The 18,486-nt window shown below is 36.6% G+C and carries 11 protein-coding genes; 6 read left to right on the forward strand and 5 right to left on the reverse strand.

Features of this window, described 5'->3' with window-relative positions; genetic code table 11:
• Window positions 1–89 precede the first annotated feature (89 nt).
• The 5 genes from CLV62_RS21675 to CLV62_RS06625 all read left to right on the forward strand — a co-directional run bounded on the left by CLV62_RS21675 (window position 90) and on the right by CLV62_RS06625 (window position 8,892).
• On the forward strand, window positions 90–2,792 hold the full coding sequence (locus CLV62_RS21675) for an endo-1,4-beta-xylanase (RefSeq protein ID WP_170120023.1): 2,703 nt from the start codon (window positions 90–92) through the stop codon (window positions 2,790–2,792).
• Window positions 2,793–3,229: 437 nt separating this feature from the next.
• Window positions 3,230–3,679 carry a GNAT family N-acetyltransferase gene (locus CLV62_RS06610; protein ID WP_317048073.1) on the forward strand — a complete coding sequence of 150 codons (450 nt, stop codon included), beginning with the start codon at window positions 3,230–3,232 and terminating at the stop codon, window positions 3,677–3,679.
• Between the two features lie 117 nt (window positions 3,680–3,796).
• Window positions 3,797–7,012, forward strand: coding sequence for a S41 family peptidase (locus tag CLV62_RS06615; protein WP_245904032.1), 3,216 nt, complete (start codon window positions 3,797–3,799; stop codon window positions 7,010–7,012).
• Window positions 7,013–7,230: 218 nt separating this feature from the next.
• Window positions 7,231–7,776, forward strand: coding sequence for a lipocalin family protein (locus CLV62_RS06620; protein ID WP_110309998.1), 546 nt, complete (start codon window positions 7,231–7,233; stop codon window positions 7,774–7,776).
• Window positions 7,777–8,031: 255 nt separating this feature from the next.
• Window positions 8,032–8,892 carry a deoxyribonuclease IV gene (locus CLV62_RS06625; RefSeq protein WP_110309999.1) on the forward strand — a complete coding sequence of 287 codons (861 nt, stop codon included), beginning with the start codon at window positions 8,032–8,034 and terminating at the stop codon, window positions 8,890–8,892.
• A gap of 158 nt (window positions 8,893–9,050) precedes the next feature.
• Here the strand turns inward: CLV62_RS06625 and CLV62_RS06630 are convergent, their stop codons facing one another.
• From CLV62_RS06630 to CLV62_RS06650, 5 genes are all read right to left on the reverse strand, one after another.
• Window positions 9,051–9,512, reverse strand: coding sequence for a GNAT family N-acetyltransferase (locus CLV62_RS06630; RefSeq protein WP_110310000.1), 462 nt, complete (start codon window positions 9,510–9,512; stop codon window positions 9,051–9,053).
• A 334-nt stretch (window positions 9,513–9,846) separates the two neighbouring features.
• Window positions 9,847–12,351, reverse strand: coding sequence for a fimbrial protein (locus CLV62_RS06635; RefSeq protein WP_221409222.1), 2,505 nt, complete (start codon window positions 12,349–12,351; stop codon window positions 9,847–9,849).
• A gap of 30 nt (window positions 12,352–12,381) precedes the next feature.
• Window positions 12,382–14,937, reverse strand: coding sequence for a BACON domain-containing protein (locus tag CLV62_RS06640; RefSeq protein ID WP_110310002.1), 2,556 nt, complete (start codon window positions 14,935–14,937; stop codon window positions 12,382–12,384).
• Between the two features lie 151 nt (window positions 14,938–15,088).
• The gene (locus CLV62_RS06645; RefSeq protein WP_110310003.1) at window positions 15,089–16,000 is read right to left on the reverse strand and encodes a FimB/Mfa2 family fimbrial subunit; all 912 of its coding nucleotides are present in this window, start codon (window positions 15,998–16,000) and stop codon (window positions 15,089–15,091) included.
• Between the two features lie 75 nt (window positions 16,001–16,075).
• Window positions 16,076–17,194, reverse strand: coding sequence for a fimbrial protein (locus tag CLV62_RS06650; RefSeq protein WP_110310004.1), 1,119 nt, complete (start codon window positions 17,192–17,194; stop codon window positions 16,076–16,078).
• A gap of 494 nt (window positions 17,195–17,688) precedes the next feature.
• Here CLV62_RS06650 and CLV62_RS06655 point away from each other — a divergent pair, with 494 nt between their 5' ends.
• Window positions 17,689–18,474 (forward strand): PhzF family phenazine biosynthesis protein, encoded by a 786-nt coding sequence (locus tag CLV62_RS06655; RefSeq protein ID WP_110310005.1) that lies wholly within the window; start codon window positions 17,689–17,691, stop codon window positions 18,472–18,474.
• Window positions 18,475–18,486 lie beyond the last annotated feature (12 nt).

Consider the following 18,486-nt stretch of genomic DNA (forward strand, 5'->3'; position numbering starts at 1 on the left):
TTTCGTATTGAAAAGGATGTGTAACAAATATTCTTTGGAAGTTATTGTACTCATTTTACATTTGCATAACATCATATTTGAATCATGTTATGCAGAAAATCTTAAAGCTAATACTTATCACCGCTATCGGTTTTCAATTTAATCCTTTAGTAAATACACCTGTTTCGGCACAAACCAATCAGGCTAAATTTGATTATTTTGAATATAAAGGCAATGACAGCCGATTCAACCGAAAAATCGATTCGAAGAATGAGTATTTTAATCCCATAGTCAGCGGATTCTATCCCGACCCCAGTATCTGCCGCAAAGGAAACGACTACTATATGGTACATTCTACATTCTCGTATTATCCGGGAGTACCCATACTGCACAGTACCGATTTAGTCAACTGGACACAGATTGGTTTTATATTGAACCGTCCTTCACAATTAAAGCTGGATGGCATCCGATTGTCGGGAGGAATATATGCACCCGATATACAATATAATAAGCACAACGATACTTTCTACATGATAACTACGAGTGTAGACGGTATTGGCAACTTTATAGTAAAAACAAAAGATCCGAAGCAGAATAATTGGTCTGAACCTATACCTCTTACCAATGTTGGAGGGATAGACCCGTCTTTGTTTTTTGATGATGATGGTAAAGCATATATTATACATAATGATGCACCCGAAGGAACTCCCGAATGGAACGGGCACAGAGCAATCTGGATACATGACTATGATACGCAGACCGATAAAACATTCGGAGAACGTAAATTGTTGCTTGACGGAGGGGTAGACCGCAGTACAAAGCCTGTCTGGATAGAAGGTCCTCATATTTATAAAGTAAACGGAAAGTATTATCTGATGGCTGCCGAAGGAGGAACAAGTGTAAATCATTCGGAAGTAATACTTCGTTCCGACAATGTAAAAGGTACGTATGTTCCTTATGAAAATAATCCGATCTTGACACAACGCGGTATGTCTGAACCACGCCCCGATATAGTAACCAGTGTTGGTCATGCCGATTTAATAGAAACTCCCACCGGAGAATGGTATGCCGTATTTTTAGGATGCCGCCCTTATGAGGGGAATCACTACAATACAGGACGTGAAACGTTCCTTCTGCCTGTAAAGTGGAAAGATGGCTTTCCAATAATTTTAGATAAAGCAATTCCTGTTCCCACTGTTGTGAAGAAAAAAGGACTTACCCCGAATAGTACAAACTACTTTACAGGTAATTTCACATGGCGAGACGATTTCGAGCTAAATACTTTAGCTAAAGAATGGTTACTTATTCGTCCCCCCCGTGGTGAATGGTGGAATCTGAAAGATGGTAATCTTATACTGAATGCTATTCCACGAAGTATTTACGATGTCGATAATCCTGCTTTTATCGGTCGCCGTCAGCAACATCTTATTTTTGAGGCAGAAACAGAAGTACAATTTACTCCTAAGAATTCTCTCGATTTGGCGGGATTGGTCTGTTATCAGAACGAGGTATTTAATTTTGTCTTCGGGAAAACAATAGAAAACAATAAAGAGGTATTAGTATTAGATCGTTCGGAAAAAGAAAGGAAACGTATAGTTCAAATTCCCATATCTGACGAATATCTACAAAGTCCTGTAAAACTAAAAGTTACAGGTGTAAATGATAAATATAGCTTTTTTGCCTCTTTCGATGCAGGAAACACATGGCAAACGGTTGCCGAAAATGTAGATGCGAAAAACCTGAGTACACAATCAGCAGGTGGATTTACAGGAGTAATGATCGGGATGTATGCCTCTTCGGCAAATGTAATCCCTGCATTGAAAGAGGTATATAAGGATGATTTTCAAATGGGAGTTGCTGTATCGATGAATCATCTTGTGGGTCAGGAGGCTGCCATGATAAAGAAACATTTCAACAGTTTAACGGCTGAAAACGATATGAAACCGGTAAACCTTTTGGTAAAGGGTGGGGGATACAATTATAAGAAAGCCGATCGTATTGCCAGTTTCGCTCGTGACAATAATATGAAACTGCGTGGACATACGTTAGTTTGGCACAATCAGACTCCCGAATGGTTTTTCTTAGATGATAATGGTAATCCGCTTGATTCAATTGCATTATACAATCGTATGGAGAAGTACATGACAGATGTAATGACTCATTTTAAAGATGATGTATATTGTTGGGATGTAGTGAATGAGGCATTATCCGATAAACCCGATGAGTTTTACCGAATCGACAGCCCTTGGTATAAGGCGTGCAAAGAAGCATTTATAGAGCGTGCTTTCAGAACAGCTCATCGTATTAATCCCAATATAAAATTGTTTTATAACGATTATAACCTTGTACAACCTCAGAAAAGAGAGAAAGCCTATCAATTGCTTAAACGTTTGAAAGAGGCAGGTGTACCCATTCATGGAGTAGGTATGCAGGGACATTGGAGTATGGATATCACCCGCGAAGATATTCAGAAGTCGATAGATATGTATTCATCCCTTGGTCTCGAAATTCAGATAACAGAACTAGACCTTACGGTTTATACTACTTATCATGGGGAAGGAGTGAAAAATCAAGTAAAGGAAACCCGTGCATGGACTCCCGAACTGGCTAAACAACAATCTGATATGTATAAAATGATATTTGAAGTGTTCCGTGCCAATAGAGGGAAAATCAGCAGTGTTACTTTCTGGGGATTGGCAGATAACTATACATGGTTGCATAATTTTCCTGTTCTGAATAGACGTGACTATCCTTTTGTGTTTGACACTGACTTAAATACGAAACAAAGTTTTTGGAATATAGTGGAATTTTAATTGTTAATTTCAGGTTTATGTTTTTGGTAGTAGGGGGTGTCCAATCTGGATACTCCCTATTTTATAAGATTATTTCGATAAAGCTTATTTTATTATATTTCGATCTTTAATCCTGCTCCCACTTCATGAATCGGAATGTGCTTATTTATGCGAATCAGTAGTTGAAAAGTTCTACAAAAAAGTGACACTGGCTACAAAAAGTAAACAATTAAGGTGACAAAGGTGACTGCTGAGTGTTACTTTTTACGTTTTTATAATCATATGTATATCAGTTATTAATGTTTTAAAAGGTTACAAAAGTAACAAAAGTAACAGTTTTTTCACGAGTTATTTTTTCCTTGTTTACTGTTCACTGATCTTTACATAGATAGATAAAATAATTTAACTACTGAATTAAAAACTGTAATTTTGAGGATTCAGCTCTAAATTAGATGAAGATGATTATAAGGAAACATACCGACACGGATCGGAAAAGGATAATGGAGTTATTGAGGTTAAATATACCCGAATATTTTTCGCCTAAGGAAGAAGAGGACTTGATGGATTATTTAGATAATCATGCCGATAATTATTATGTTGTTGAGGCAGATAATGTAATAGTGGGTTGCGGTGGCTTTAATTTATCGGAAGATGGCGAAACGGGAAAAATTTCATGGGATATTTTCGATCCCCAAATTCAGGGCAAAGGCTATGGAAGTGCATTGACGAAATTCAGAATTCAAAGAATTAAGGAAATCGAAGGAATCAAGATTATTTCAGTGAGAACATCACAATTAGTCTATCCTTTTTATGAGAAATTTGGCTTAGAGGTTAGAGAAATAGTAAAGGACTATTGGGCAGAAGGATTTGACTTGTATAGACTCGATTCAAATATAAATCTTATTTGATAATTGATAATCAGTAAAAAAACAGAATAAAGAGTTTCTCTTTTGGTGCAAACTTCTACCTTTGCTTTTATATGAAAAATTAACTGTTACATTATTATGATTACTGGAAAAAGGATAATGTTATTTTTACTATCTGTGGCATGCTCTTTACCGCAGATTTTTGCACAAGAAGCACGTTTGTTACGTTTCCCATCTACAAATGGGCAGGAAATTGTGTTCTCTTATGCGGGTGATTTATACAAGACACCGATTAATGGCGGAGAAGCTCAGCGTTTGACTTCGCATGTTGGTTATGAAATGTTTCCAAAGTTTTCGCCCGATGGTAAAACTATTGCTTTTACAGGGCAGTACGATGGTAATACAGAAGTGTTTAGTATTCCATCATCGGGAGGAGAACCACTTCGTTTAACCTACACTGCAACAAATAGGAGAGATGATATTGGTGACCGCATGGGACCTAACAATATTGTAATGACATGGACTCCTGATGGCAAAAATATAGTTTATCGTAATCGTATCAGTGACGGCTTTGTCGGAAACTTGAAGCTGGTTAGTAACCAAGGTGGATTATCGGAGGCTATTCCATTGCCTGAGGGGGGCTTTTGCAGTTATTCACCTGATGGAAAAAAGTTAGCATATAACCGTGTAATGCGAGAATTTCGCACATGGAAATACTATAAAGGAGGTATGGCAGATGATATCTGGATATACGATTCTGCGAATAAATCGGTTGAAAATATAACAAATAACGATGCACAGGATATTATGCCCATGTGGATTGGCGATGATATATATTTTATCTCCGATCGGGATCGTACGATGAATATTTTCGTTTATAATACCAAGACGAAGCAAACTTCTAAAGTTACTAACTTTACTGAGTATGACGTAAAATTTCCTAGTCATCATGGCAATACAATCGTATTTGAAAATGGAGGATATATCTATAAACTGGATGCAGGAAACAAGCAACCGGTTAAAGTAAACATCTCTTTATCTTCTGATAATATTTATGCCCGTAGTGAAATTAAGAACGGTGAAAAATATTTGAATGCAGCAAGTCTTTCTCCTGATGGAGAGCGCTTAGTAATTACTGCACGTGGAGAAGTCTTTAACCTTCCTGCAGATAAAGGTGTAACCAAAAATATAACACGCTCGGCGGGAGCACATGACCGTAATGCACAATGGTCGCCCGATGGCAAATCAGTAGTTTATATTTCAGATAAAACAGGTGAAACCGAATTATTTATACAGGATGCAACAGGATCGGAACCTGTACAACTGACAAAAAATAATGATACCTATATTCGTGATTTCAGTTGGAGTCCCGATTCTAAATCGATAGTTTATACAGACCGAAAGAACCGAATCAATCTGGTTGACATATCTACAAAACAAAAAGCTGTATTACTGACCGATCCTGTTAGTGAACCAAGTGGTGTAACTTTTTCTCCTGACAGTAAATGGCTTACTTATAGCCGTATGGAGTCTAACGAGTTCAATGCAGTATATGTGTTCAATATTGCAGAGAAAAAAGAAACAGCTATTACAGATAAATGGTACGAATCATATAGTCCGGCTTTCAGTAAAGACGGTAAATATTTAATATTCGCTTCTGCCCGTGATTTTAATCCGATTTATGGATCTAAAGAGTGGAATCATGTATACCCAAATACAAATGGTATTTATATAGCTCTTTTATCAAAAACAACACCTTCTCCTTTTATTGAAAAAGATGCACAAGTAAAAGTTGAAAGTAGTACTCCTAAAGCGGATGAGTCAAAAAAAGCACCATCCGAGAAGAAGGATTCTGCGACTGTTGTAAAAATAGATTTTAATGGAATAGCCGATCGGATTGTGAAATTGCCTCTTGAGCCTTTTTATTATTGGGGCTTTTATTCGGATGGAGCAAAAGTATATTATAATAAAGGAGGATCATCTTTTGTTTTTGATTTAAAAACTCAAAAAGAAGAAACAATAGCAGAAGGTGCTACTATACATATTGAGAATTACGATAAGAAAGCTCTGTTCTTAAAGAGTAAACAAGTATTTGTTACTAATATTCCGTCAGGGAAAGTAGACTTGAAAGATCCTGTTAATCTTTCTAATATGAAGATTACTACCGATTATCCTCAGGAATGGGCACAGATATTTAATGAAGCATGGCGTGTTTATCGCGATGGATTTTATGTGGAAAATATGCATGGCGTAGATTGGCCGGCTATCAAAAAGAAATATGCAGTGCTTTTACCCTATGTGAAAAATCGTCTAGACCTCAATTATGTTATAGGAGAAATGATTGGTGAGCTGAACTGTGGTCATGCGTATGTAAATCCGGGAGAAGTAGATCGTGCCGAGCGTATCAACACAGGATTGTTGGGTGCAGAGATTTCGAGAGATAACAGCGGATTTTTCCGTATCGAAAAAATTCTTCAAGGAGCATCTTGGAATAGTAATTTACGTTCCCCTTTGACTGACGCCGGAATAGAAGCAAAAGTGGGAGATTTCATTGTAGCAATTGATGGGATTCCGACTAACAGTGTGAATGATATGTATTCTCTATTAGTTGGCAAAGCAGGTGTTCCTACAGAGATTTCATTGAATAACAAAGCTCAACTGACAGGAGCCCGTAAAATAGTAATCAGTCCTTTGGCAGAAGAATATTCATTGTATCATAACGAATGGGTACAAAATAACCTTAAGAAAGTAGAGAAAGCCTCGAATGGAAAAATAGGTTATATCTATATTCCCGATATGGGAGTTGAAGGGTTAAATGAATTTGCTCGTTATTTTTATCCTCAATTAGATAAAGAAGGTTTGATTATAGACGATAGAGCTAATGGTGGTGGTAACGTTTCTCCAATGATATTGGAGCGTCTTGCACGTGAGCCTTACCGTTTAACAATGCGTCGTGGTTCAACCCGTATAGGTACTGTGCCTGATGCTGTTCAGGTAGGACCTAAAGTTTGCCTGATCAATAAATATTCGGCTTCCGATGGCGACCTTTTCCCTTGGGGATTCCGTGCTTTAGGTTTGGGTAAACTTATCGGTACACGTACTTGGGGCGGTATTGTCGGTATATCGGGTTCTTTACCTTTTATTGATGGAACGGATATACGAGTGCCTTTCTTTACCAGTTATGATGCTAAAACAGGACAGTGGATTATCGAAAATCATGGAGTGGATCCGGATATTCTGATAGATAATGATCCCGTTAAAGAATGGAATGGAGAAGATCAACAGCTAAATAAAGCTATTGAAGAGGTGATGAAAGATCTTAAAACCAGAGAACCTTTAAAACCGGTTCCATCTCCAAGAGTATGGAATAAATAAAGGGAATAGGAGTAAATATAAAATAGGCTTGCATGAAAATGTGAGCCTATTCTTTTATATATATTTCTCAAGACTTTTATAGAGTATATTTTCTATAAAACCGGATGTTTTAAAGGAATAAACAATATCGAACAAAATAATGTTTATCATTGTTTTAAATACAATAGAATTTTTTTTACAAAGCTATTTCCCTATATATTCATCAAAATTATGCGATTATGAAAAATAGAAATTTATTGATTGGTTGCTCAGCATTAGCTATAGGTGCAACTTTGGCTTTCGCTCTTAGTTCTTGTAAAACAATACCTAAGGGTGCTGTAGCTGTAAAACCATTCGATAAGGAGAAATATTTAGGAAAATGGTATGAGATTGCCCGTCTCGATTTTCGTTACGAGAAGAATATGAATAACACATCTGCTGAATATTCATTGAATGAAGACGGTAGTGTTAAAGTTGTTAATAGAGGATATAATTATGTAAAGAACAAAGAAGAAGAGGCTATTGGTAAAGCTAAATTTGTGGGTTCACCGGATGAGGCAAAACTCAAAGTATCTTTTTTCGGTCCGTTTTATGCAGGTTATAATGTAATTGCCATAGACTCCGATTATAAGTATGCTTTAGTTGCAGGCAAGAATCTTAAGTATTTGTGGTTACTTTCACGAAAGAAAACAATGCCCGAAAAGGTAAAACAAGCTTATCTAAAAAAAGCAGAAAGTCTGGGGTATGATGTATCTAAGCTCGTATGGGTAGAACACCGTAAATAAGTTTATTTATATTAAGTAGAGTGTGTTAAGTTTTATCTATTGATAATTGTTGCTGATAGACTGCAAAACTAAATAATATATGGACTATCTTTATATGCTAAAGATTGCATAACAAGATATTGTTGATACTGAAAAAATAGAAGTATGCTAATTATACTTCATCACGATAGTGTTAGATACGTCAATGTCTAGCACTGTTTTATTGTATTGACGAGTATTGTTTATGAGTAGTATAACTAATAAATAAACTAATAAATGTTGAATATAGGATGTCATTTGTCTATATCGAAAGGCTATGAAGCCATGGGTAAAGACGCTTTAAGTATTGGAGCAAATACTTTTCAGTTTTTCACACGTAATCCTCGCGGTGGCAGTGCTAAAGAGATAGACCCGAAAGATGCTGAGGCTTTGGCTCTATTAATGGAGGAAAATAACTTTGCCCCGATATTGGCACATGCTCCATATACATTAAATTTGTGTTCTGCCGAACCCAAAACACGACAGTTTGGTAGAGAAATGATGACTGATGATTTACGAAGGATGGAACAACTGCCCTGTAAACTCTATAATTTTCATCCGGGCAGCCATACTTCTCAAACAGTGGATGTTGCAATCGGTCAGATTATAGAAGCACTCAATAGTATTATAACACCCGAGCAAACTACAATTGTATTACTTGAAACAATGGCAGGTAAGGGTAGCGAAGTTGGCAGAACATTTGAGGAACTAAAGCAAATACTGGATGGCGTAACTTTACAAGATAAAATGGGCGTTTGCCTCGATACTTGTCATGTATACGATGCCGGTTATGATATTGTAAATGATCTGGAGGGGGTTCTTGCCCATTTTGATGCTATAATAGGATTGGAAAGATTATACGCTATACACTTAAATGACAGTATGAATCCCAAAGGAAGCGGAAAAGACAGGCATGCCACTATTGGAGAAGGTACCATAGGCTCAGAAACGATGAAGCGTATAATTAATCATCCAAAGCTGACTCATTTACCTTTCTATCTGGAGACTCCTAACGAGTTGGATGGTCATGCAAAAGAAATTAAATTATTGAAAGAGTTATATCAGACAACAGACTGCGCCACTGTAAAAGTTATCTGATAGATATATAAGTGACCAGTCAAAGTCAGTAAGGATATATTTTCAGTTTACATTAACTCTTTACGAAAAAGATATTGAAACCTTTTAGAACAAATCAAAGGACTTTGTTCTAATTGAGGCGTGAGTTGATTGTTAGTCAATAGTTCTATTAGGTAATATTAAAAGTGATATACCATCTCACCTTTAGCATCTATAAAACCATATTTTACATAAACGGATCTGCCTGCATCTGTAGCATTTAATAAGACTTTCTTATAACCTAGACTTTTAGCTTCATTCATTATTAATGAGAAAAGATGGGAAGCTATTCCTTGCCCCCGAAAGTTTGGTAATGTATACATATTGCTAATATAGCCCACTTTACCATCGGGGTAATCTCTATTGGGAGGCAACAGATAAAGAGTTAATCCGCTTGTTGCAGCAATCTCATTGTTGTCTAAAGCTATCCATGCCACAAAACTATTGTTATTAAGAGCATTTTCGAAGTATACTTTATTATTTATAAATAATTCTTCGCTATCTGTATTTGTACTGATGTTGTTTACTTCATTCAGAAAGTCAACTCTTGTTCTGGTCAGTAAAGAAATGTCATCTGTGGTAGCCCTGCGATATTCTATCATATTCTATTCAATATTTTATAATTATAAGATATAAGGAAGACTAAATATAGGAAGTTTTTGATAATTATTTTAAAAATTGCGACATAGGGTTGTCATAAACTCCATCTATTTTTGTTGTCGATAAGATAATAACTGAAATAAAAACAGACAGTCATGAAATTGAAATTACATTTCATGGTTTTCTCCTTAGAACGTTTTGTACGGTGGTATCTTTCTTTTTTAGATATAGCTAAAGTTTCGTATCCTAAGGAATTAAAAGAAATTATTAAGGCAAAAGTAGCTAGAGTGAAATTATAAATAGATTCTATAGTTTCACTTTAGCTACTTTTATATTTTAAGGTGTCACCCCTAATGCTGTATTTGTAACCCATGCCCATAGATTGGCAATCAACCTCGAAGCATCGCTATTGATAATACCCGTCGTATTCTGAATATAATTATTTGTATTTGCATTATTTCCTGCTAATGCACTAAAAAGGTCAATATCACCGACATAAACTATTCTTCTAGTATAATCAACACCTAACAGAGAGTTTCCGTGAGGTCCTCGTAAGATAGGTGTAATATTCGGATACGAAGTAGTATTAATTTCGCCATAATATACATCATAATTACGGAAACTAAACGGGTTGGTTATCGCCTTGTTCGGATAAGCGGTAAAAGGTCCCGTATTACTAAAATATTGTGTATCACTATTAAACTGCATCGGATAAGTTCCCTGTGTATCTACATAATAAGTTACATTGGTTATCCCTAAAGCATTCAACATATTTGCATTTGTATTTAGGTCATATCCTACAATCAATACCCTTTGAGGATTGCCGTTCAGCCAGTTGAGTGCTGCTGTTGCCCCAGCTGCATTCACATCAGTTACTGCCCCGGGTAAATTCATATAGAGAATATTAATATTAGCCAGAGTAGTAGCATTTAGAGTATGTGGTAAAACTGTACTTTCCGAAAAATTAAAGCCATTCATATTCACGCTGCCGGCCAATCCGAAATTAGCCGCCCTTGTAAGAATGCCTTTTAATCCTTGTGCTCTGGCATCAGCCGTTCCTATGGTCGGTCCGGCCCCCAGAAATGCAAAACCACTGCGTAAAGAGTATACATTCAGAACTGTATTATTAGGAATATTTTGTTGGAAAGGCACAGATATCTGTTCCCCATCCAGATTTTTGACTAAAAGGTTCCCTGTCCGTAATGAAGATGTTGTATTTTGAGTGGCAGTCCATTTAAGAGTGTCCCCTACGCCTGTAGTAGCACTAAACCAGCTTTGATTGCTGATACCTCCCCAAAGGCTACTGCTGGTCACCAGTGCATAACCTGCTCCTCCACTTGCTGATATGATAATAGGGTTTGGAGTAACTTTAAATCTGGGTTGGCTGATAGACAGTAATATACGCATTCCGTATGCTGAAATCAACACATGGTCGTTAAAAGGAAAGGGCAGTGTGTTCTCTGTTAATGCTGTAAATCGGATAGTTGCTCCTCCATTTAATTGTTCTACCCTGAATACGCCATTATCTAAAATCGTGGATGATGGTGATCCATCACCTGTTCCATCCGATTTAGACCATTCCATTGTATACTCGGATACATTTGTATTTACAGTTAAATCACTGAAAGATCCCGGAAGAGATCCGAGTATAACCGAACGGGAAGAAACTTCAAAATAGTAATTACCTTGGAAATTGAGGCTCATACTGTTTATATCCCAATCGAGTACTTGTGCTGTAATTCCCGTAGGCTTATTATTAGCTGCCTCGACAGCTGTTTCTGCTCCGGGCAGACTTATATCATTAACCCTAAATAAGTATTGATAATTGCGAAGTATCTGACCAAAAGGATTTGCAGATGATCCGGGATTAAAATCCATACGATAGTAGGTTATTATGGTACTACCATTAAAATAGCCTCCGATAACTACACAGGTTGCTTCGCTTAACTGATTCGCCACCGTTGGCGCTGCCGATTCGGGAAGATATAATTGAGATGTAGAGGATATATCAGTAGTAGTGGGGGTTATGACCGTTGTATGTATGTTAGCTAAGCTTCCTGACGGAATACTTGGGGCGGTAACCATTACATTTGACATGCTATCGGGTATAAGCTGTACAGAATTATTAACTCGGAAAGCTTGGATACTGACTAATTGAAAGTTCCCCGAGACATTACTCGCATCTACATCTATACGTGCTATAGTACGTAGAAGGCTAATACTGGTTATACTTCCAATGCTTCCGTTTAAACCGTTTGCAGACGAGTATACTCCAAACATCGGAAAATTACTGTTTATCCCACTAGATGCAAATGCAGAAGTTAGCTTTTCTCTTACAGCGGCTTTGCTATCTCCTATTGTCAGCGGATTGTTCACTATAATGTCATCTGCATTAGCCAGAAAATAAATATCTACAGGAGATGAGGTCGTTTGAAAATAGGTATTCAAAGTTGTAACTCCACCTGAACTATTGATGTTTTGAGGAATTGCGGTATATCTATATTCATTATTTTCGAATACCAGGATTGCTAATTCCTGAACATTACTTTCTGCATCGGTCTGGGCACGGGTTTGTAAAGAATTAGATATCGGAGAAGGAGACAGAAGTCGCAGAGTCACTTTAATTTTAGCTCCTTCTTCTATTCTGCTATCCATAGGATCAATATCCTGACAGGAACTGAAAAAAAGAGAGAATATAAATAATAAGCCATAAAAAAGATGTTTTATGGGATTCCTGAAAGCATACTTAACCCTTTCATCCAAACTATCGGATAAAAGATTGCCTTTCTTTGAAGTTGTATGGTAAGAAAGCATATTCTTCTTTTTTTGTATACTGTTCATTGTTTTTTTTAAGTCTTCTTTTTTCATTATTTAAGGTGTCACCCCTAATGCTGTGTTTGTAGCCCATCCCCATACATTACCGATTAATCTGGAAGCATCGCTGTTGATAAGACCTGTTATATTTTGTATATAGTTGTTTGGAGTGGCATTGTATCCTGATCCTGAGCTAAATATGTCAATGTCTCCAACGTATATAACTCTTCTGGAATAGTCTACCCCAAGTAAACAATTTCCATGAGGACCTTTTAGAATAGGAGTAATGGAAGGGTATGCGGCTATCGAAAGTTCTGCATAATTGGCATCATAATTGCGGAAACTGAATGGGTTTTTGATAGGGCTACCCGGATAGGATGTAAATGGTCCCGTATTACTGAAATACGTTGTATTACTATTAAACTGCATTGGATAAGTTCCTGCTACATCTCCATAATAAGTAATATTAGTTACTCCCAGAGCATTCATTATATTTGTATTTGCACTTAGGTCAAAAGCAACAATCATTACCCGCTTTGGATCTTCTTCGAGCCAAGTCACAGAGGCAGCAGCTCCCGCCGTACTGATCTCTGATATGCCACCTACCAGATTTATGTAAAGAATATTAATATTGGCAAGAACCGTTGCATTAAGAGCATGCGGTAGAACTGTACTTTGAGTAAAATTAAAACCGCCACAATTGACTTTACCCGACAAACTGAAATTTGCTGCGTTAGTGAGTATTCCTTTAAGACCTTGTGCTCTGGACTCGGCAGTATTTACTGCAGATCCCAGACCTAAATAGGCAAGTCCACTTCTTAAGGAATACACATTAAGAACAGTATTATTCGGTATATTTTGTTGGAAAGGTATGGATGCCTGTTCACCGTTCAAATTATTAACCACAAGATTTCCTGTACGTAGAGTCGATCCTGTGTTTTGCGTAGCAGTCCATTTAAGAGTATCTCCCACGGAGGCATTTGCAGTAAACCAACTTTGATTGCTGATACTTCCCCAAGGACTGCTGCTGGTGACCAATGCATAACCTTCACCTCCACTGGCTGATATGGTAATTGAACTTGGGATGACCCCAAAGGCTGTCTGTCTAATAGTTATAAATAACGATAAGCTATTATTGTCGTTGCTTCTCAGTAGTATATATTGTACAATATCTGTAGTAAGGCTGTTTGCTGTTAATGCAGTAACCTGAATACTTGTACCACCGTTTATTTGTTCTACACTGAATATACCATTATTTAAAGAGGTGGATGGTGTTCCCGTACCTATTCCCTCTGAGCTGGCCCATTGCATTGTATAAGTAGTGTTTGCATCAATAAGTGAGGTGTTTGTTGAACCTATGCCGGAAGCTAGAAATATCGGATTTTTAGAAATACCAAGATAATATTGCCCGTCGGTAACCATATTGGTGGTATTGCTATCCCAAACTATTATTGAAGAGGAAATTCCTGATGAAGAAGGATTCGTTGCTGCAGCTTCTGCTGTCGGATATCCAACAAGAGATACACTTTCTATATTAAATGTATACTGATAATTACGTAGGATTTGCCCAAAAGGATGCCCTGAAATTCCTGAATCAAAATCCATGCGATAGTAGCTTATTGTAGAACTGCCATTATAGTAACCTCCAATCACTACGCAAGTTGCCTGACTTACTTGATCAGCCTCCGAAGGAGCAGCCGATTCGGGTAAGTAGAGCTGAGATAAAGACGATGCCTCGGTAGTAGTAGGAGTGATTACCGTTGTATTTATATTGGCAGTACTACCCGATGGAATACTTGGTACAGTAGCAGAATTCGACTCTCTGCTTTGTGGTATAATCTGAAGCGAGTTGTTGGCTCGAAAAGCCTGAACACTGGCTAGTCGAAAGTTACTTGTAACAGCATTTGCATTAACATCAATGCGTGCAATACTGCGTAGGAAGTTAATGCCTGTAATGTTATTAGCAATTAATGCATCCAAACCCGAAGGTAAAGAATAGGATGCAAACATTGGAAAATTACCATTGATACCAGCCGCTGAAAATGTATTTTTGAGTTTTACAGCAACCTCACTCTCTGTATCTCCAACTTCCAGAGGTGGATTATTAGCGAGAATATCAGTTCCGTTTGCGAGAATAAAAAGGGTTACAGGAGAAGCTGTAGAATATAATAGTGCATTAAATTCAACATTTCCCGATGAAGTGGTAAGATTTTTTCCTGTAACAGTATATTGATAAGCTCCACTTACAAATACTACTATTTCAATATCATTAATCTCTTTTTCTCCAGATGTTTGTGATCTTAATTTGGGAATACTGAAATTAGAATATTGAATGGTGAAGCTGGCTTTTATTTCTTTTCCTTCTACTATTTTTCCGGTATTCAATGTTTCTTCTTGTTGGCAGGATGCTAACATGAAAATGAAAAATAAGGTATATGGAATAACTTTCATTTTATTAATTGATAAATGATTTATTACCTTAAATTTTCCACATAATATTTTGATTCGGTCAGAATAATACAATAATTGTTCGCAGGGAACAGATGCTCCCTTTGAATGTCGATTATATGTCAACATCTTGTATACGACAATTAATGCATGTGTAATATTCATCTGAATGATTTTTATAATATTTGTTATCACATTTAAGAAAACTCTGAGCTGCAAAGATTTTTTTCTTTCCTATTCAAAAGGTTACAAACAAAATAATAGTGTCTTGGCGACTTTGTGTTTAATATAAGATTTGTCGCTCATTGTTTTCAGTTTAGAGTTCTTGGTCTATATTTACTACACCCCATTGGCTTATTGTAAAGGAAACATTAATTCCTGCTCCTGTTCCCTTCAATATGATAAGAACTTGTAGTAGTTTTCCAGCCTCTAATTTGAAAGGATTTCCATCTGAATCTGTTCTGGCATTATATACCAGTGTTGTCCCCTTGTATATTTCTATTGTTATATATTCATCTGCCGAATGAAAGGTATTAAAAATAGGAGCTATAAAGTTTCCATTAGCCTCGAATAATGTATTAGGTTGGTAATTCACTTTTGTACCTGTCAATTCGGCCTTAAAGTCCATAGAATCATAAGTACTCTTAACTACGTAACTAAAATCGGTATCGTTGGTTCCAACCCATTCTTGCAAGCCTTTTGTAACGATATAGGCACTGGATATTTTACGGGTCAAATTTATTACATGTGTAATAGTTTGTCTGTTTTTTCCAGTCAGATCAATCTCTAAATAACCTTGAAAGAGATCAGCCGGAGAGCGAGCATAACGCATCGAGTTTATTCCTGTGCTTGTTTTAAGAGCTACTCTTGCATCATTTAATGATGAGCCTACATGAGGGAGCGGTATGTTTTGTTCTTCACCAAGGCTGTTTCCCCATCCAACCACGGTTATTTTACTATGATTTGGATAATTCAGTTTTACGATGGCGTTCATTTCAATATCAGCTCTGGTCGATAGGGCCGGTGCATGAACTACTATTGTATCCAGAAACAATTGATTTTCATCAAAGACATATAAGACGGCATCCGAAACACCGACAGCTTTAACCTGTAACAGATGTGTGTCGAGACAATCCTCCGGATCTCCATCTTTGATACAGGATGGCAGAAATAATATTAGAAATATGTATAATAATACATTAATTCTTAAAATACGATTTCTTTGCATATCTTTTTTTATTTCCAGATTGAGAATTATCCCTATACATTATCAGGTGTATAGGGATATGTTTCTTTATAGGGGTTAATTAAATTCCTGATCAATTGATACGATAGGATTCCATGTTGCAGTTGTAATAGTTACATCAATAGCTGCAGGGCTTAAAGGTGCATAAGGATCGGTTGCTCCAAAACCTTTGATGATAGCTCTTACATTATAGATGTTTCCTCTTGTAACGGTAGATGATTTATTTCCACCGTTGGTGCTTCCACCGGGGCCTGTTCCGTTTAAGTCTCCATTAATTACTATCGGATAATAGTATGTATTTCCACTTAATGATCCTTCAATAACAACTATAGTCGGGAAAGTACTCGAATTTTCCCATACATAGAAATAGTTATTTGCAAATCCTTTTCCGGTAGTGACATCTGTCATGTTAAGGATCGAGTTGAAAGAGTTGGTTGCAGGAGGAACCGGTAAATAACTACCCGAAAAAGTGAAGGTGTCTCCCAGCCCATTAAAAAATGAATTTACATGTTGCGTCAAAGAGACATTGGATGCAGATGAAAACCAGTCAGATTCGCTTTTCACATTCAGCAAATAAGCTCTTGTTACCTCAAAACCTGCCATTATCGGTGGCAGTTGGCTTAAATCCCAGTCCATACTAACTCGTGAAGCCACAAAATTAAGATTTACGCTGGCCGTAGCAGGTGACGATACTGTAGCATTACTGGCATTGACACCTAGAGTGAAACCACTCATTGCCAGATTACTTCCATTTTGACTGGTAAGATCAGCTTTACTGGTTAAGTTATACAAATCGGATACTTGTGTTATACTGTGGAAATCAGATAATGTATTATTAGCTACAACATAGATATCACGTGGACCTGCAGTAATGGGTACAAGTACTGTAGTAGTACCTCCTGTAAAATCGAAGGTGGCGTATCCGTCAAGGATATTATTTCCCGCTCCGGCTTTAAATACCATGATGGTTCCCAATCCTATATGCGATTCGTTTATTCTGGTAGGAGTGCCGCTAGCCCGGGTTGAATTCTCAATCAGACTCTTGAGCTCGATTCTTAACATTGCAGGAGTTCCAACTTCAGGGATTCCTGAATCAGAATTAGTCTCTGAGTTACTGCATGAACTCAAGAGTGCCGCAGCTATTAGAGGTAAAAAGAGTAGTTTTAACTTCTTCATGACTTTTACTTTTTTTAATGTGTAAGGGTTAAGGATATTTAGTTTTATAATATGAATTTATATTTCTAAATAAATTATGACGGCTTATAGTAACCATTAGTGATTAATAATGAATATCTCTAGTTTAGTTGTGTGAAAAGTGTTATAAATATGTATTGTAATATTCTTTATTGTTAAATATTACGACAATCTTGATCTTTCTGATAACTTAGTCTATAAATTTAAGTTAAAGTGAATGTTTTTTTATTCTATTTCTTGTATTAAAACATTCCGAACACATTAAAGTTCATTAGATATTAATGTTTTTTTTCTAAACTTTAAGAATAATAATATTACGTATATACAAGAATGAAAAAATGAAATAAAACTTATAATTTCTGAATATAAAATAATTTATTTTGCGATTAGATGAAAATAGGACATTTAAAGAAAAAGACTAAATTCACAACTTGAAATTTGACTCACCAATAATATTAGCAATAAAATATTGACAGATGGAACAGAGAATATACCAAATAGATGCCTTTACAGATAAAGTTTTTTCGGGAAATCCCGCAGCAGTTTGTCCACTTAACAAATGGTTGAGTGATAGTGTGATGCAAAAGATAGCCATGGAGAACAATCTAGCCGAAACCGTTTTTTATGTAAAGCAGGACAATCACTATGAAATAAGATGGTTTACACCTTCAGTAGAAGTTGACCTTTGTGGGCATGCAACTCTTGCTGCTGCTTTTGTTTTGTTTAATTATGAAAGCTATAAAGAGAATATCATTCACTTTTATTCTCCGAGAAGTGGTAATCTTACGGTAGCTAAGCAGGGTGAGTTATTAACTTTAAACTTTCCTACTGATGTATTTGAATCTATACCATTGACAAATGAATTAACTGACGTATTTAATATTACCCCTGAATTTGCCTTTAGAGGTAAGACCGATTATTTGCTAGTATTTACTAATGAAGAGCAAATAAAGCAACTAATTCCGAGATTTGATCGAATTTCAAAACTAGATGGACGGGGAGTCATAGTTACAGCCAAAGGAGATGAGGTGGACTTTGTTTCGCGTTTTTTTGCTCCGCAATCAGGAATTGCCGAAGATCCCGTAACGGGTTCGGCGCATACAACATTGACTCCCTACTGGTCAGATATACTAGGTAAGGATGAATTGACAGCCATTCAATTATCGGAGCGTAGAGGGTATTTGAAATGCAAATATTTGAATGATAGAGTTGAAATAAGTGGACAGGCAAGAATGTATTTAAAAGGCGAAATTTATCTGTGAAAAAGAGTTTGA

The sequence above is a fragment of the Indolivaga alginatilytica genome (genome assembly GCF_003201355.1).
Taxonomy (GTDB): Bacteria; Bacteroidota; Bacteroidia; order Bacteroidales; family Dysgonomonadaceae; genus Dysgonomonas_A; species Dysgonomonas_A alginatilytica.

Bases quoted from the DNA above. Each gene is read 5' to 3' on its own strand.
- CLV62_RS06645 (WP_110310003.1), bottom strand. From the start codon at position 16,000: ATGCAAAGAAATCGTATTTTAAGAATTAATGTATTATTATACATATTT.
- CLV62_RS06625 (WP_110309999.1), top strand. From the start codon at position 8,032: ATGTTGAATATAGGATGTCATTTGTCTATATCGAAAGGCTATGAAGCC.
- CLV62_RS06610 (WP_317048073.1), top strand. From the start codon at position 3,230: ATGATTATAAGGAAACATACCGACACGGATCGGAAAAGGATAATGGAG.
- CLV62_RS06650 (WP_110310004.1), bottom strand. From the start codon at position 17,194: ATGAAGAAGTTAAAACTACTCTTTTTACCTCTAATAGCTGCGGCACTC.
- CLV62_RS06635 (WP_221409222.1), bottom strand. From the start codon at position 12,351: ATGAACAGTATACAAAAAAAGAAGAATATGCTTTCTTACCATACAACT.
- CLV62_RS06630 (WP_110310000.1), bottom strand. From the start codon at position 9,512: ATGATAGAATATCGCAGGGCTACCACAGATGACATTTCTTTACTGACC.
- CLV62_RS06655 (WP_110310005.1), top strand. From the start codon at position 17,689: ATGGAACAGAGAATATACCAAATAGATGCCTTTACAGATAAAGTTTTT.
- CLV62_RS06640 (WP_110310002.1), bottom strand. From the start codon at position 14,937: ATGAATATTACACATGCATTAATTGTCGTATACAAGATGTTGACATAT.
- CLV62_RS06620 (WP_110309998.1), top strand. From the start codon at position 7,231: ATGAAAAATAGAAATTTATTGATTGGTTGCTCAGCATTAGCTATAGGT.
- CLV62_RS06615 (WP_245904032.1), top strand. From the start codon at position 3,797: ATGTTATTTTTACTATCTGTGGCATGCTCTTTACCGCAGATTTTTGCA.
- CLV62_RS21675 (WP_170120023.1), top strand. From the start codon at position 90: ATGCAGAAAATCTTAAAGCTAATACTTATCACCGCTATCGGTTTTCAA.